A 15,436-nucleotide genomic window follows, 5' to 3' on the forward strand; every position below is an offset into this window, starting at 1 on the left:
TTCGCTTGTCAAAGGGAATGTTCAAGCGCTCCAAACTTTACAGCCTCCAAACATTTCGGCCTTAAAACATCCCCGCCAAACAGTTATCTTTGCGGCTGTTATGATTATCCAGCAGTTCTACGACAAAGGTTTGGCGCATGCATCGTACGCCGTTATTCGCACAGGCAAAATGATCCTTATTGATCCGGCGCGCGATCCTTTGCCATATTATTCCCTTGCGGCCCAGCACAATGCCGATATAGTGGGCGTTATTGAAACCCACCCCCATGCCGATTTTGTGAGTTCGCATCTTGAAATTCACCAGGTTACTGATGCCGTTATTTATTGCAGCAAGCTTACCGGCGCCACCTACCCCCATGAAACCTTCGACGATGGCGATGTTATCCAACTGAATGATGTGAAGCTAAAAGCCATAAATACCCCCGGCCACTCCCCCGATTCTATTTGTATTTTACTGGTAGACGAAGAGGGTAAAGAAACAGCCGTTTTTACCGGCGATACCTTATTTGTTGGTGACGTTGGCCGCCCCGATCTGCGCGAAAATGTGGGCAACATTACTGCCAAAAAAGAAGAACTGGCCAAACAAATGTACCTGAGCACCCGCCACAAGCTCATGACCCTGCCCAAAAACGTTATAGTTTATCCGGCGCATGGCCCGGGCTCACTTTGTGGCAAAAATATGAGCCCCGACCTGCAAAGTACTATCGGCCGCGAAATACAGGAAAATTACGCCTTGCAACTGATGGACGAGGCAACCTTCATCAAAACCCTCATGGCCGACCAGCCATTTATACCAAAATACTTTGGTTACGATGTAGAATTGAATAAAACCGGCGCTCTTAAATTCCAGCAAAGCATTGATAACATCGTAAAATTCGAGGCCGATATTCAATTGCAGGAAAAAATCGCCATTATAGATAGTCGGCCTAAAACGCTTTTCAGTGCCGGCCACATTCCGGGCGCTATCAACCTGCAGGATGGCGACAAGTTTGAAACCTGGTTAGGCTCGATACTGCAGCCCGACGAAAAATTTTACCTTGTTGCAGAAGATGACGATACTGCCGATTTATTGGTAAAAAAAGCTGCCAAAATAGGTTATGAAAGCAACATCATGGCTATACAGCTATCGCCCCAAAACATTATTGAAAACCTCCCCGATCTGGATCTTAAAGATTTTAAGGCCCGGCCCGAAAACTATACCATCATAGATGTCAGGAATACCAACGAAGTAAATGAGGGTAAAATATTTAAACATGCCATCAATATCCCTCTTCCCGAACTGCGGGAACGTATTGATGAAATACCTGCAGATAAGCCAATTGTTGTGCACTGCGCGGCGGGTTACCGCTCGGCTGCTGCAACAAGTATTATAGCAGGCACCATAAGCGAAGTGCCTGTTTATGACCTGGGCGAAGTTGTGACGGAATTTGCTAAAAATGTTCATGGTTCATAGATCATTGTTCATGGCGAACGCAGCCCCGTTAGCAGGATAAGCTTCTTGCCCAATTGATTAACAAACCGTTAACCCATGAACCATGATCGATAAGCCATGAACTATGATCCATCAACTATGAACTATCAATCATGAACCATGAACTAAAAATAGTTACAACCGCCGATGGTTCAAAAACCATTTACAACGCCGAAGTAGGTGAGCTTTACCATTCGCGCAACGGGGCGCTGCAGGAAAGTCTGCAAGTATTTGTAAACGCGGGGCTTAACTATTTCCTTGATCAAAATAATACAAAGGAAGTAAGCATCTTAGAAGTTGGTTTTGGCACGGGGCTCAATTTTTTGTTGAGCGCAGATGCTTGCACAATTAACCACATCAACCTTAACTATACCGGCATTGAAGCATACCCGCTTGCAGCCCAAATGATGAGCCAGACCGGTTATCATGATTATACCTCTGCTGAATTGTGGAATTCATATTTAAAAAACTACCCTGTGGCTTTAACCGATGTAGTAAGCATTAACGGTAATTGCCTGCTACAAATAGCCAACTGCAAATTGTTGGATTTTCAATCAGGCCGGCAATATGACATTGTTTATTTTGATGCATTTGCAGCATCGCGCCAGCCCGAAATGTGGGAACAACAAGCCATTAGCCATGTTGCGGGCTTTGTAAAGCCCGGCGGTGTATTTGTTACCTACGCCATAACCGGCAACCTTAAACGGATGCTTAAAGCGCTTGGTTTTAGCATACAAAAAGTACCAGGCGCCGCGGGCAAGCGCGAAATGCTACGGGCAATAAAACATTAAAGTACTGCTGTTAAGTCAACAGTACTAAGCCGTAAGTCCAAAGTTGATTTTTTTTGACCTGGGACTTAAGACTTTGGGCTAAAGACTATCCGTAACTTTATCGATGACACAACACTACCAGCTTACATAAACCGGAAACCGACGTTAAATTTCAGGGTAAAACCATTATTAGCCGGCAGCTCGCGGTAAGCAGCAAACTGGCCCTGGGTGTTGGCGCTCCTTGTTGCATATATAATAGGCCCTCCGCAAAGGGTAAACGCAAAACGCGAATTTGTTGGTGCATAGTTTATAGATGGGCCTACCAGTAACCGGGCTCCGCCTTCGGCCTCATCGGTTTCCCAAAAACCTTCCAAATCCTGCCCTACTGCCTCAAAACCTCCAAAAAACCGGCCGGTAATGTGCCTGTGTACACCAACGCTTGTAACAATATCAAGACCATCGCGGTTGGTAGCGAAAGCTCTTTCTAACCGTACGTTGGCCCCTATCTTCCACCGCATAACATCATAAGCGGCGGTTATCCGGCTAAATGCCACGTTATCATTATTAAACTCATGCCTGAAACCCAGGCCTGCTCCTATTCGGAAACCCATGGGCTGGTTACCACCTATAAAATCGCGCAGCAATTCGGCCTGCTCCAAAGTATGTACGCTTCCATTGTTGCTAAAACCGGTACCTAAAGTGGCCAAAAACGTAAATTTTGACCCTAAATAGCCCTTTGCAGATATATTTTGGTCTACACCATCAAAGCCCAATGGTGTAACAGTGTGCTCGCCATAACCGCCCGAATAATTTACGCTCCAGTTTCGGCCAGATGGGTTTAAAGTATTAATAGTAAATAAAAATGGCTGCGGCTGTTCAAGCGTACTGTTTTGCGGCGTAGTTTGCATCAGTTGCTGGGCCTGGCAACATTCAATTATCAGCATTAAAAAAAATAAAGGCAGGTAGATTTTCTTGATCATGGTTTTACAGTTATGAGTTGGCCAATAAAGTTAATTAATATTACCTTTAAATTAATACCGGGATAAGTTTGCATTAAAGATGTTATCATACCTTTGCAAAAAATACCGCACCATATTATGCCTTTAAAAGCCCCCGAAACTGCACCTACCGCAACTATTGCTTTTCAACGCCTGCTTATTATAATGGACGACCTGCGGGCCAATTGCCCCTGGGATAAAAAGCAAACACTTGAAAGCCTCAGGCACCTGACTATTGAAGAAACCTACGAGCTGAGCGATGCTATTTTGGGCGATGACATGCAGGAAATTAAAAAAGAACTGGGCGATATTATGCTGCACCTTGTTTTCTATTCTAAAATAGCGTCGGAAACTAATGATTTCGACATCACAGATGTATTAAACGGGGTTTGCGACAAACTGATAAACCGGCATCCGCATATTTATGGCGATGTTGAGGTACAGAATGAAGAAGACGTAAAACGTAACTGGGAGCAAATTAAGCTAAAAGAGGGTAATAAATCTGTTTTGGGCGGTGTACCGTCCTCCCTGCCCGCATTGGTAAAGGCATCGCGGATACAGGAAAAAGCCCGGGGCGTGGGTTTTGACTGGGAGGAGAAAAACCAGGTATGGGCCAAAGTGGAAGAGGAAATGCAGGAATTTAAAAATGAGTTTAACGCCGAAGACGAAACCACCATCGACTATGAAAAAGCCGAGGGTGAATTTGGCGACTTGTTGTTCTCGCTTATTAATTATGCCCGCTTTATTAATATTAACCCCGAGAACGCGCTTGAGAAAACAAACCAGAAATTTATAAAACGTTTTCAATACCTGGAGTTAAAAGCCAAAGAACATGGCAAGCAGCTTCAGGATATGAGCCTTGCCGAAATGGACATTTTTTGGAACGAAGCAAAAAAACTATAAAAATTTCGCAGCAGGCTGTAGCGTTTATATGCTTATATTCGTAATGACTACAAATACTAAATATATGAAGCGTAATTTATTTTACTTACTCCCGCTGATGTTAACCTTACTTGCAGCCTGCGCCAAAAACTCAGGAACATCAGTAGTAGTATCTGCACCGGTAGGAACTTTTAACGGTCAGTTCAGACTATTAACTAAAAACTCGACAGGTAAATATGATACTTTGAAAGATTCGATAGTATTGAAAATGACCAGTAACTATCACTTCGCCGTAACAGCAGACACTACTGTAAAACATGCCGGCAGCCACGGTACTTTTGCTTTTGACGGTTATTACATCCAGTTTAATGATAGCACTTTTAAATCGGGCGTACCACGGCTTAAAAATCATTTGGTAGGCGTTTACCAATATATTTACGACGGCACCAACTTTAAAATGTTACGTGCAAGCTCATCTACCAGCCCGGATACTATAGGCCGTTATGACCTTATAAAAACTGCAAACTAATTATTATTGTTTTTAACTGAAATGCCGTCGCCCATATTTTGGTGGCGGCTTTTTTGGTAAGTCGGGCTCACCTGATTTAATAATTAGCGATAACTATTGATACCTGCATATGGCGTTAATAGGAAAATCTTTTTTATTTGTATCAACAGGGTTGTTTATTGCGTAAATACATAAAAAACAACACAATATTTAAGCGGAATTAAACACACTTAATGCATCCACCCAAAGGCATTACTGAAGAAGAAATTATCAGCCAATGCAAAAAAGGCAGCCTTAAATACCAGGAAATGCTGTATAAGCAGTTTTATGGCTACGCCATGGGTATTAGCCTGCGTTACAGCCTTAACCGCGACGACGCTTTGGAGGCTGTAAATGATGCATTTATAAAAGTATTTAACGCCGTACATAATTACAATACAGATAAACCCTTTAAAGCCTGGCTACGTACAATTGTAGTGAACACTGCTATCGACCGCCGCCGCAAGGACCTGAAATTCCAGTTAAATGTTGAGTTGGATAATGCCGCGCCCATAAGCAGTAATATGGGTACGGTTGATAATTTAAATGTACAAGACATATTAAAAATGATGAATGAGCTGCCTGCCATACAGCTTACCATTTTTAATATGTACGAAATAGATGGTTATAATCATGACGAAATTGGCAATATGTTAGCTATCCCGGCAAGCTCATCGCGCGTTTATTTGAGCAGGGCTAAAGAACGATTAAGGAAAATATTAAGGCAAGAAGCACAAAACCATGGATGATCAGTTGGATAACGACTTAAAGAACCGCATCAGGGAGGTGTTTGATCATTACGAAGACAACACCGCTAATGAGGGCTGGCTGCTGCTCAGGGAAAAATTTCCTGAGGAGGAGGAGAAGCGCCCTATGGTTTGGCTGTGGTGGGCAAGCACCGCAGCCGGATTGTTGCTATTTTTAGCTATTGGCGTATGGATGCTGAATGATAAACAAACAACAAACATCAATACCGCGGCAATACCACCGGTAAAGCAACACACCCGGCATCAACAAGCTGCGCAGGTTGATACAGCTAGCCAGATAGCAGCTAATACAGCAGCAGGTAACAGTAATGCTGTTGATACCGCAGTATCGGCCCAAAACAATATTGCCCAAAATCAGGGTAACTCACATAAAAAGCCTGTAATAAATAACCCGGCGGTAAACGCAGCTGCCGTTATCCAAAATAGTGTGGCAGTTTTCACGCCATCAACCAATGCTCCGGCGGCTAAACAGCCCCAGGTTAACCAAAATAATAGTATAAACAGCACGGTTAATCAATTTGCAGCCCAACAGCCAGCTGCTGCCAATAAACAACCCATTATCGTTGCCACACCAGGCAATAAAGCAGATAGTGTTAAAACCGCTGTTACTGATGCAGGCAAGCAGCAATACGCGGCAAATCCGGCTGTTGCACCAACTACCAAAGCTGCAGCAACCTTTGTAACACCCAATACGGCAAATCAGCAGCCTACGCAAGTCAAACCGTCATCGGCCAATGCCATGGCAACAATGCTGGCTGCCGATAATTTGCAAACATCAAAAACAAAAGACAAGGTTGCGGATGATAAAAAAGTAAAATTTGGTATTTATGCAGCCACCTTTTTTAACTATGCCAAAGGAAGCGCCAACCAGGTAAATGCGGGAGCTGGTTTTACATCCGATATCAGGCTTAGCAAAAACCTTAAACTGTCTACCGGGGTTGCTTTAGCGCAAAACACGTTGAAATACAACACCAGCGTACCACCAACCGCAAGCGCCGCCAATGCAGTAACATTTGCTGTTGCAGCACAGGATAACAAGCTGGTGCCTGCTTCGTCGTTCCCGGTGTTTAAAAATTATAATGCCAGTTTGGTAGGGCTTGATGTGCCTATCAATTTAAAATACGAGTTTAACCCCGAAAAAACAGATGCTTATTTTTCGGCTGGTTTAAGTTCGGGTACATTTATTAATGAAGCTTATACTACCAGTTATGGTATCCCCCATAGTTCGTTGTTAAGCGGCGCAACCCAGCAAACATCCGAAGAAACAAACCGACAAAGTTTCAATGGCTTTTATTTTGCCAGAACGCTGAATATATCGGTAGGTGTAGGCACCGCTTTAGGCAAAAACCGCTTAATTATTGAACCATTCTTGAAATACCCGCTCCAGGGAATGGGTGCGCAACAGATAAAATTTGGCGCCGGCGGTTTAAATTTGAAGTTTAATTTTGCGGGAGGAAAAAGGTAAAAAGGCGATAACCTATATTCCATCGATGGTTAAACATTACACCAATCCTGATTATAATCTATATATTTAGTCGAGATCTAAATCACTTATGTTTGATTATAACAACGATATTGAAGCTATCTTGCAACCAAGAGTTGATGAACAATTATTAGTAGGATATTTTGGCGGGGTATTTAATCCTGAAAAAGATAAGTTTTACGCGGCAACTCTTGTTGACATAAGTACCATCGATTATGATGAGTTTGAATATTTGCATGAACAAATAGGATGGCACACCTCTAAAAATTATAATCAGGAATTAGGAAAGGACTATAATTTTGACCGGACATCCTACACAAACAAATCGTCTCAAAAACTTATCGAAGAAGGTATTTACCAATATTTTTCCATAACTTTTTTGTGTATGCTTTATCAGGAACAATGGTTTATTTTAAAAACGCTTTGCTTTTATGGCGATTTGGTTAATCAAGATGGAATTAAGGCGAATTTGTCTAAAGAACCGGATTATCCTGACTTTTGGCAGCAAACTTTATTCAAACCATACGAAACGCTCGATTATCTCAAGCAAACATTCGAAACTGCATCTTATAAAGATGTGGGAATGGAAGAGTTTAAAGATGCCCCGTACTTGGTTGCATCGCTAAAAAAGGAAAAAAAAGAAAAAGTAAATCAAGCGTGGAGGTATTATTTTAACGAGGATTTGATATTACCTTTTTTTGATCGTATACGGATTGAACTTCCTGACCAATATCGGTATATAGCCGGTTCGGGTATCACTTTTACGATGATTTTCCCTGAACAGAAACAGTGCACACTATTTTGTTGTATGGTTTCAAATTCTGCTGATAACTGGCTATTGCATTATTTCGTATTTGATAGTGCAAAACGAAAATATTACAAGTGGGTCTATTTTGAGCCAGAGAATTTCGACTTCTCTATTTACTACGGCACAGCAATTATTAGGGATTTAAAACAAATAACCAATTGGGATAATGAAAATTATCTCGATTCCTCCTGCACCATGGACGACGACAACTTTTGGAATAACTATGTCTTTGCTCAAAAAGATGGCGAATATCTGTATCTACAGGAAATTTAACTACTTTACTTAAACCTTATTGCCTTCACCGGCGAAATCCGGCTCACGAGCATCGATGGAACAATAAGCACCAGCAAGCAAATTATCAATGTGCCCAGGTTAAGCAGCAATACATCCCATAATCCAAATTGTACGGGTACGAAGGTCATATAATACGATGCCTGGTCGAGTTTAAAAAAGTGGGTTTGTTGCTGAAAATAACCCAGGCCAAGCCCAAGCGCGTTGCCCAACAATAGGCCGAGGCCTATCAAATAAGTGGCATTGTATAAAAATATTTTCCGGATGTTCCAGTTTGATGCCCCCATGGCTTTAAACATACCAATCATGGCGGTGCGTTCTAAAATCATGATCAGCAGGGCCGATATCATGTTGATAACCGCCACAATAACCATCAGTACAAGCATCACTACCGAATTTACATCCAATAATTTCAACCACTCAAATATGTTAGGATAATCTTCTATTACCGTCCGCGATTTTAACCTTACCGGTAAAACCTGGTCCAGTTGATCTGCCGCAAAATCCACCTGGTCAAAATCAGCTACGCGTAATTCATATTGCCCAATTTCGCCGGGTTTCCAATCGTTCAGGCGGTTTATTAATGATAAAGAACCTATTACAAATGTTTTGTCAACCTCCTCTACCCCGATATTAAAAATGCCTTTTATTTTAAATTGTCGCTTACGCAATGGCTCCTGCACAAAATACATCAGCAGCTTATCGCCTACCTGTAGCTTTAACCGGTTGGCGGTTTGCTGCGATAGCATGATCTCTTTTTGGGCTTCAACAGAATCTTTAAAGTCGATCACATCGCCGGCAACCATCATTTTTTTAAAGTATGCCCAGTCGTACGTTTTATCAACACCCTTTAGTACCACGCCTTCAATTTCATTATTGGCTTTAATAATTCCGGGTTTGGTGGCCGTTGGCATTACATGGGTAATCAGCGGACTTTTACGCATCCGCGCAATAAAACCAGCATCTTCAACAATAGGCGAACTCTCGTATGAACTGTTCAGGTCGAACTTAATGACGCGTATATCGCCGGCAAAACCACGAACTTTTTCGCGTATCTCGTGTTTAAATCCTTTTACAATGGCCAATGATAATATCATTACGCCCAAACCAAGCATAATACCAATAATGGCAATACGTACAATTAGCTTTGAAAATGTACGCTTTGACTTGAATGTTATACGGGCGGATATAAAGGAGGCGAAACTCAATGCAGAATGATTTTTAGTACCTTCGCAAATATGCGGTTTTGCTATTAAACCTGCTACTTTTTAAATTGTTTCAAAACAATATTTTATGAAGATTACACCTGTTTTTTTACAAAGCGCTTTAATAGCATTACTAAGTGTATATACCGCCTGCGCCAATCCGGCTCCAAATTCTAAAAGCCATCTAAAAAAAGAAAAAAACGATAAAAAAAATAATACAGAAATATTGACCGGTGCCGATCAAATTCCGCTGTATATTGACTATCTTAAGGGAAAAAATATCGGGATGGTTGTTAATCAAACTTCTGTTATTGGCAAAAACCTTACACCCAGTGTTGATAGTTTACTAAAACGTGGCATCAGCATTAAAAAGGTATTTGGCCCCGAACACGGCTTTCGCGGCAATGCCAGCAATGGGGCTGTGGTAAACGATGCTATAGATGCCAAAACAGGCTTGCCCGTAATCTCTCTTTATGCCAATAAGCATTACAAGCCAACAGCCGAAGACCTGAAGGATATAAACCTCATGATATTTGATATACAGGATGTTGGCGCAAGATTTTACACCTATATATCAACCCTGCATTATGTAATGGAGGCCTGTGCCGAAAACAACATTGAACTGATGATACTGGACAGGCCAAACCCCAATGGCTATATGGTTGATGGCCCCATACTGGATACCGCTTACCACTCCTTTGTGGGCATGCACCCCATCCCTATAAGCCATGGCATGACCATTGCCGAATATGCCAAAATGATAAACGGCGAGCATTGGCTAAAAAACGGTGTGCAATGCAAGCTAAAAATTATAAAAGTGGCCAATTACAGCCACAATATGCCTTATAAGCTGCCTGTAAACCCATCGCCCAATTTAAATACAGAACAGTCTATTTTAATTTACCCCAGCACCTGCTTGTTTGAAGGCACAACATTTAGCCTGGGCAGGGGCACTTATTTCCCGTTCCTTTTGTTGGGACACCCCCTGTTAAAGGGCATTTATCCTTTTTCCTTTACTCCTGTTGGCATCCCCGGTATGAGCGAGAACCCTCCGCAAAAAGATAAACAATGCTTCGGCGTCGACCTTAAAAATTACACGCCGAACCAAATACGCGCAATGGAGCATATTAACTTATCGTGGCTTATTGAGCTTTATAAAGCTTTCCCGGATAAAGACCACTTTTTTAATGCCTACTTTAACAAGTTAGCAGGCGGCAAAGAATTGCAGAAACAGATTGCAAATGGCAAAACCGAGAACGAGATTCGCGCAAGTTGGGAACCAGGTTTAAAGCAATTTAACATAACACGTAGCAAGTACTTATTGTACAATTAATAAACGAAGCAAATAAAACAGCATATACCATGAGAATTGTATTTATGGGCACCCCCGATTTTGCAGTGGCATCGCTTGATGCATTAATAAAAGCCGGCAGCGATATCGTTGGCGTTGTTACCGCCCCTGATAAACCCGCAGGGCGTGGGCAAAAACTAAACGAATCGGCAGTGAAACAGTATGCAGTAGCCAATGGTTTAAAAGTATTACAACCCGAAAAACTAAAAAACCCCGATTTTTTAGCCGAGCTTAAAGCCCTTAAGGCAGATTTACAGGTGGTTGTAGCCTTCAGGATGTTACCAGAAGCTGTTTGGACGATGCCTGCCAAAGGTACCATCAATCTTCATGCTTCGTTGTTGCCACAATACCGTGGCGCGGCACCTATCAACTGGGCAATTATCAATGGCGAAAAGGAAAGCGGTGTAACCACTTTTTTCCTGAAACATGAAATTGATACCGGTGATGTATTATTCACCGAAAAAATAACCCTAACCGGCACCGAAACTGCAGGCGACTTACATGACAGGCTGATGAACAAAGGCGCGGGTCTGCTGGTAAAAACCGTAAAGGCGGTTGAAAGCGGCCGTTATCATGAGCATCCGCAAGTACAGCTGTTAACCGGCGAAGAGCTTAAACATGCCCCTAAAATATTTAAGGAAGATTGTAAGATAGATTGGCTGCAACCTGCCGAAACTGTATACAACAAAATCCGTGGCCTAAGCCCCATCCCTACCGCCTATACCGACTTGAACGGTAAACTATTAAAGATTTACGCTTCAGAACTTTTGATTGATGAACCGGCAATACAACCAGGCGGTTTCCTTACCGACGGCAAAACATTTTTAAAGTTTGCAGCCAAAGGAGGTTTTATAAGTGTAAAAGATATACAGCTGGAAGGCAAAAAACGCATGGGTATTGAGGATTTTCTGAGAGGGGTGAAATTGTGATGGATCAATCATTAGAACAAGAAAATTCGGACTGGCTTTCATTAACAGAAGAACAGCGGGAAGGTATACTTAAAGCCTATGACGAAAGCGAAGATGAAGCAAACCTCATTCCGTTGGAGGCCATAATTGCGAAATACGCAAAGTGGCCCTTTCGAACTTAAAGTCAAAAACAAATTATTTTTTCTGATACTTCTTTGCCAACTGCATTGTTTTAACCTTTAAATGTTGCGCTTCATTGGCCAGGTTGGCCGTACTGGTAATATCGGGCATATTTTTGTCCTGATACTTTTCAATAATGGGCAAGGTTGCAACTATTTTCAGCACAGCATGATAGTCGTCCATTTTTATCTGATTGCTATCAATGTGCGCTTTTAAACTGGTAAACCTGCTTATTTTTTCCATGTATTTCAATTTGCTCTCGGCTATTAATGCACTAAGCTGCACCCGCAGCACGGTATCTTTTATAGCCGTTAACGATTCGTTTGCAGAAAAATAGTATCCGTCTGATTTTGCAGCATAATTGTTAAACGCCTTCAAACTATCAGCTATGCCACCGTTAAAATGAGTTAGCTGCTCTTCCAGCTTTTGAAGTTGCGGGTCTTTTTTTGCTAAGTCGTCATAAATCTCATCCATTAACGAACCTGAAGGCATCCTCTTCATGCTAAAGTCTGATTTATCGTCCTTTAACGGTTCGGGCATATCGGTCTTCGGTGTAGCAATATCTTTCGAAGGTGTAGAGTTACATGCCGAAAAAAACAGGATGATGAGCAGGGTTGATAATAAGGCGGTTGCTTTCATAATTGATTATATGTAATAGGATAAGGAATATTTAGGATTGTTACTATTATGACTAATGATATTCTAATCAAGTCAAAGTCAAAAATTACAACTTAACGTTTTTTAACACCTGTTATTGCTACTTTTGCCGCCATAATATACCGAATACCCGATGGCAAATTACAGCGAGCGCATAGCACTACTAAAAACCCAGATCCAGCCTTTACGTGATCAACTGATACAACACGAATTATATAAAAACATTAACTCGTTGGATGAATTAACCGTTTTTATGGATCATCATGTGTTTGCCGTGTGGGATTTTATGTCGCTGTTAAAATCGCTGCAACAAAAACTTACCTGTACTGCCACACCATGGATGCCAACCGGTAACGCCAATACCCGCTACCTGATTAACGAAATTGTAACCGGCGAGGAAAGCGATGTTGACGAGCAAGGCAACCGCACCAGTCATTTTGAACTATACCTGCGCGCCATGCAGCAGGCCGGCAGCGAAGCTATTGCTATTAACAATTTATTTCATGAATTAAACTTCGGCAAACATATCGACGAAGCTTTAATTATTGCTGATATCCCGTTGGCGGCCCGGAATTTTATGCTGCATACTTTTGATGTTATAGCCACCAACAAAAACCATGTGCAGGCAGCGGTATTTACCTTTGGCCGCGAGGATTTAATACCCGATATGTTTGTAAGTATTGTTAAAGAACTCAGCCGCCAACTGCCCGGCAAGGTTGATATTTTGCTTTACTACCTGGAACGCCACATTGAAGTTGATGGCGACCACCACTCCCACCTGGCCTACGAAATGACTGCCGAACTTTGCGGTAATGACGACTCCAAATGGGAAGAAGCAGGCACTGCTGTACAGGAAGCACTACAAGCACGTATTGCGCTTTGGGATGGAATATTGGCAGCTATTAAAGCGCCGGTAGCCGTACAGTAGTGGTGTGAGATCACCGCCAATAAAGACATTCATTATTATTACTACTGCATGCAGTGGCAGGGTTAATATCAACAGCAAATCAATCTTGATACTTGATACTTACTACTTGATACTTTTCTACAACTTATTCAGCTCATCCATCAAAACCTTACTTACCCTGTTAAAATAGCGCCTTACGCCAAAGCCCATTACAGTTTGGATGCCGCGGGTGGCGTTGGTTAAAAACACTTCGTCGGCCTCGTAGAGGATGTCAGGGTTTATCTGGGCTTCGGTAATATCTATATTGTTATCCTGGGCAAGCTTTATCACTACCTGGCGCATTACACCTTCTACACAACCTTCGCTTAGTGCTGGTGTGTACAGGTGGTTCTGGTAATGGATAAATATATTTGAACTGCTTGCCTCGCACAAAAAGCCGCTTTGGTTCAGCAGGAATACATCATCAAGTTTATTTTGAGTTTTATAGATACCCGCCATTACATAAATAAGTGAGTTACAGGTTTTGATATTGGATAGGTAATTGGATGGCTTGGGTAATTCGGTAAATACATCCATAATCAACCCCTTCTCATTCAAAAAGTACCGTGGCTCGTCAGATGCGGTAAGCTCCAGGCAATAGCCCATTTTATTTTGAGTAGGCGTATACAAGCCCTCGGCGTCCCGATAAACAGTGAGGCGCAGCCGGCCATGTCTTACTTTGTTGCGGCGGGCAAGTTCCTCCACAATATCTTTTAAAAACCAGGTATCCATTTGCGAGTAACCATCAATTTTAAGCGCCTTCATACCGCGTTGCAGGCGGTCGGCGTGCAAATCGGCAAATTTAAGCTGTCCTTTCATCAGGCGCATACTCTCAAACAAACCGTCGCCATATTTAAATGCCCGGTTAGCCACACTAAGCAGCAAGCTGCCTTGAGGAAGTATTTGTCCGTTAAAATTGATTAACACTGGTGTCATTTTCAGATGTGCAGATTACAAGTGTGCAAATGTGCAGATTTTAAAACCGGATTGATTTATAAATGCCGTTTGCTTTATTAAAACTTAAACTACTGTGCAAAAATTATGCATTTAGTCACAAATCACTCTTTATTACTCCTCGCTATTGGCATTGGTCTGATTATCAGCCGCAGTATACCTGCGCCATTTTAGCAGCACGCTTTCAAAATCGGGAGGCAGTGGCGATTCAAACAGGATTTGCTTTTTCTGGGTTGGATGTAAAAAGCCAAGGGTTTGGGCATGCAGCGCCTGGCGGGGCATCAGCTCAAAACAATTTTCTACAAATTGCTTGTATTTACTGAATACCGTCCCCTTCAAAATCTTATCTCCACCATAGGTAGCATCGCTAAACAAGGGGTGGCCTATATGCCGCATATGCGCGCGAATCTGGTGGGTACGGCCGGTTTCCAGCTGGCATTCTATCAGGGTAACATACCCCATACGTTCCAATACCTTGTAGTGCGTTACCGACCATTTGCCTTTCTCCGGGTCGTCATAAATAGACATTACCCGCCTATCGGCAATGCTGCGGCCAATATAGCCCGTTACAGTGCCATCTTCAACCAAATCGCCCCAAACCAGGGCTATGTATTTGCGGGTAATGGTGTGGTCAAAAAACTGCTTGGCCAGCCAGCTCATAGAGCGCTCATTTTTGCTGATGAGCAACAGACCCGAGGTGTCTTTATCAATACGATGTACCAGGCCCGGCCGGCCATCATTACCCGGCAATGTTGGCAACTGCTGAAAGTGGTAAACCAAAGCATTTACCAATGTGCCGGTATAATTATTATAACCGGGATGTACCACCATGCCGGCAGCTTTATCAACCACCAGTACGTCATCATCCTCATAAACAATATTAATGGGGATATTTTCAGGATAAACCTCCGTGTCTCGGGGCGGATGGGGCAATACAACCGAAATTACATCCAGCGGTTTTACCCGGTAGCTGCTTTTTATAGGCTTATCATTTACCAGTACATTTCCCAGTTCGATGGCATTCTGGATGCGGTTGCGCGAGGCATTCTCAACCCGGTGCATCAAAAATTTATCAATACGCAGCAGCGACTGACCCTTATCAACCACAACGCGTAAGTGTTCAAATAAATCCTGTTCTTCCTGCTCTATCAGCTCGGGTTCGTATGCCATTTGGGCGCAAAAGTAATCGTTTTTTGTGGTAGGTTAAGCGTAATATTG

General features: G+C 42.5%; 15 protein-coding genes. 10 read left to right on the top strand and 5 right to left on the bottom strand.

Features of this window, described 5'->3' with window-relative positions:
• The first annotated feature begins 100 nt into the window (after positions 1-100).
• Both PQ469_RS20865 and mnmC2 read left to right on the top strand, forming a co-directional pair.
• On the top strand, positions 101-1,453 hold the full coding sequence (locus tag PQ469_RS20865; protein WP_274209411.1) for an MBL fold metallo-hydrolase: 1,353 nt from the start codon (positions 101-103) through the stop codon (positions 1,451-1,453).
• A gap of 131 nt (positions 1,454-1,584) precedes the next feature.
• Positions 1,585-2,262, top strand: a complete 678-nt coding sequence (gene mnmC2, locus PQ469_RS20870) for a tRNA (5-methylaminomethyl-2-thiouridine)(34)-methyltransferase MnmC2 (protein ID WP_274209412.1) — start codon at positions 1,585-1,587, stop codon at positions 2,260-2,262.
• A gap of 122 nt (positions 2,263-2,384) precedes the next feature.
• Here the strand turns inward: mnmC2 and PQ469_RS20875 are convergent, their stop codons facing one another.
• A complete protein-coding gene (locus PQ469_RS20875) occupies positions 2,385-3,221 on the bottom strand; it encodes a hypothetical protein (protein WP_274209413.1) in 837 nt (278 codons plus the stop codon).
• Between the two features lie 117 nt (positions 3,222-3,338).
• On the opposite strand from PQ469_RS20875, the gene mazG reads away from it, so the two are divergent.
• The 5 genes from mazG (at position 3,339) to PQ469_RS20900 (ending at position 7,999) form a co-directional block, all read left to right on the top strand.
• On the top strand, positions 3,339-4,142 hold the full coding sequence (mazG, locus tag PQ469_RS20880) for a nucleoside triphosphate pyrophosphohydrolase (protein WP_274209414.1): 804 nt from the start codon (positions 3,339-3,341) through the stop codon (positions 4,140-4,142).
• A 64-nt stretch (positions 4,143-4,206) separates the two neighbouring features.
• Positions 4,207-4,650, top strand: a complete 444-nt coding sequence (locus PQ469_RS20885; protein WP_274209415.1) for a hypothetical protein — start codon at positions 4,207-4,209, stop codon at positions 4,648-4,650.
• Between the two features lie 212 nt (positions 4,651-4,862).
• On the top strand, positions 4,863-5,417 hold the full coding sequence (locus PQ469_RS20890; RefSeq protein WP_274209416.1) for an RNA polymerase sigma factor: 555 nt from the start codon (positions 4,863-4,865) through the stop codon (positions 5,415-5,417).
• Complete coding sequence (locus PQ469_RS20895; protein WP_274209417.1) at positions 5,410-6,900, top strand: hypothetical protein; 1,491 nt, start codon at positions 5,410-5,412, stop codon at positions 6,898-6,900. The genes PQ469_RS20890 and PQ469_RS20895 overlap by 8 nt, the downstream gene beginning before the upstream one ends.
• 88 nt (positions 6,901-6,988) lie before the next feature.
• Positions 6,989-7,999 carry a hypothetical protein gene (locus PQ469_RS20900; protein ID WP_274209418.1) on the top strand — a complete coding sequence of 337 codons (1,011 nt, stop codon included), beginning with the start codon at positions 6,989-6,991 and terminating at the stop codon, positions 7,997-7,999.
• Between the two features lie 5 nt (positions 8,000-8,004).
• Here the strand turns inward: PQ469_RS20900 and PQ469_RS20905 are convergent, their stop codons facing one another.
• Positions 8,005-9,225, bottom strand: a complete 1,221-nt coding sequence (locus PQ469_RS20905) for an ABC transporter permease (RefSeq protein WP_274209419.1) — start codon at positions 9,223-9,225, stop codon at positions 8,005-8,007.
• A gap of 85 nt (positions 9,226-9,310) precedes the next feature.
• Between PQ469_RS20905 and PQ469_RS20910 the strand changes: the two genes are divergently transcribed.
• Positions 9,311-10,555, top strand: coding sequence for an exo-beta-N-acetylmuramidase NamZ family protein (locus PQ469_RS20910; RefSeq protein ID WP_274209420.1), 1,245 nt, complete (start codon positions 9,311-9,313; stop codon positions 10,553-10,555).
• Between the two features lie 29 nt (positions 10,556-10,584).
• A complete protein-coding gene (gene fmt, locus PQ469_RS20915; protein ID WP_177183936.1) occupies positions 10,585-11,502 on the top strand; it encodes a methionyl-tRNA formyltransferase in 918 nt (305 codons plus the stop codon).
• A gap of 174 nt (positions 11,503-11,676) precedes the next feature.
• Here the strand turns inward: fmt and PQ469_RS20920 are convergent, their stop codons facing one another.
• Positions 11,677-12,300 carry a hypothetical protein gene (locus PQ469_RS20920; RefSeq protein WP_274209421.1) on the bottom strand — a complete coding sequence of 208 codons (624 nt, stop codon included), beginning with the start codon at positions 12,298-12,300 and terminating at the stop codon, positions 11,677-11,679.
• Between the two features lie 151 nt (positions 12,301-12,451).
• Between PQ469_RS20920 and PQ469_RS20925 the strand changes: the two genes are divergently transcribed.
• Positions 12,452-13,246, top strand: coding sequence for a DUF3050 domain-containing protein (locus tag PQ469_RS20925; RefSeq protein WP_274209422.1), 795 nt, complete (start codon positions 12,452-12,454; stop codon positions 13,244-13,246).
• A 117-nt stretch (positions 13,247-13,363) separates the two neighbouring features.
• On the opposite strand, the gene PQ469_RS20930 is transcribed toward PQ469_RS20925, so the two are convergent.
• Together PQ469_RS20930 and PQ469_RS20935 are read right to left on the bottom strand one after the other, a co-directional pair.
• Positions 13,364-14,200, bottom strand: coding sequence for an aminotransferase class IV (locus tag PQ469_RS20930; protein WP_274209423.1), 837 nt, complete (start codon positions 14,198-14,200; stop codon positions 13,364-13,366).
• Between the two features lie 132 nt (positions 14,201-14,332).
• Positions 14,333-15,388 (bottom strand): RluA family pseudouridine synthase, encoded by a 1,056-nt coding sequence (locus tag PQ469_RS20935; RefSeq protein ID WP_090652806.1) that lies wholly within the window; start codon positions 15,386-15,388, stop codon positions 14,333-14,335.
• Between the last annotated feature and the right edge of the window lie 48 nt (positions 15,389-15,436).

The sequence above is a fragment of the Mucilaginibacter sp. KACC 22773 genome (assembly GCF_028736215.1).
GTDB lineage: Bacteria > Bacteroidota > Bacteroidia > Sphingobacteriales > Sphingobacteriaceae > Mucilaginibacter.

Excerpts from the sequence above, each read along its gene's own strand:
- PQ469_RS20895 (WP_274209417.1), top strand. The coding sequence starts at position 5,410 with ATGGATGATCAGTTGGATAACGACTTAAAGAACCGCATCAGGGAGGTG.
- mazG (WP_274209414.1), top strand. The coding sequence starts at position 3,339 with ATGCCTTTAAAAGCCCCCGAAACTGCACCTACCGCAACTATTGCTTTT.
- PQ469_RS20930 (WP_274209423.1), bottom strand. The coding sequence starts at position 14,200 with ATGACACCAGTGTTAATCAATTTTAACGGACAAATACTTCCTCAAGGC.
- PQ469_RS20885 (WP_274209415.1), top strand. The coding sequence starts at position 4,207 with ATGAAGCGTAATTTATTTTACTTACTCCCGCTGATGTTAACCTTACTT.
- PQ469_RS20900 (WP_274209418.1), top strand. The coding sequence starts at position 6,989 with ATGTTTGATTATAACAACGATATTGAAGCTATCTTGCAACCAAGAGTT.
- PQ469_RS20890 (WP_274209416.1), top strand. The coding sequence starts at position 4,863 with ATGCATCCACCCAAAGGCATTACTGAAGAAGAAATTATCAGCCAATGC.
- PQ469_RS20920 (WP_274209421.1), bottom strand. The coding sequence starts at position 12,300 with ATGAAAGCAACCGCCTTATTATCAACCCTGCTCATCATCCTGTTTTTT.
- fmt (WP_177183936.1), top strand. The coding sequence starts at position 10,585 with ATGAGAATTGTATTTATGGGCACCCCCGATTTTGCAGTGGCATCGCTT.
- mnmC2 (WP_274209412.1), top strand. The coding sequence starts at position 1,585 with ATGAACCATGAACTAAAAATAGTTACAACCGCCGATGGTTCAAAAACC.
- PQ469_RS20910 (WP_274209420.1), top strand. The coding sequence starts at position 9,311 with ATGAAGATTACACCTGTTTTTTTACAAAGCGCTTTAATAGCATTACTA.
- PQ469_RS20925 (WP_274209422.1), top strand. The coding sequence starts at position 12,452 with ATGGCAAATTACAGCGAGCGCATAGCACTACTAAAAACCCAGATCCAG.
- PQ469_RS20865 (WP_274209411.1), top strand. The coding sequence starts at position 101 with ATGATTATCCAGCAGTTCTACGACAAAGGTTTGGCGCATGCATCGTAC.
- PQ469_RS20935 (WP_090652806.1), bottom strand. The coding sequence starts at position 15,388 with ATGGCATACGAACCCGAGCTGATAGAGCAGGAAGAACAGGATTTATTT.
- PQ469_RS20875 (WP_274209413.1), bottom strand. The coding sequence starts at position 3,221 with ATGATCAAGAAAATCTACCTGCCTTTATTTTTTTTAATGCTGATAATT.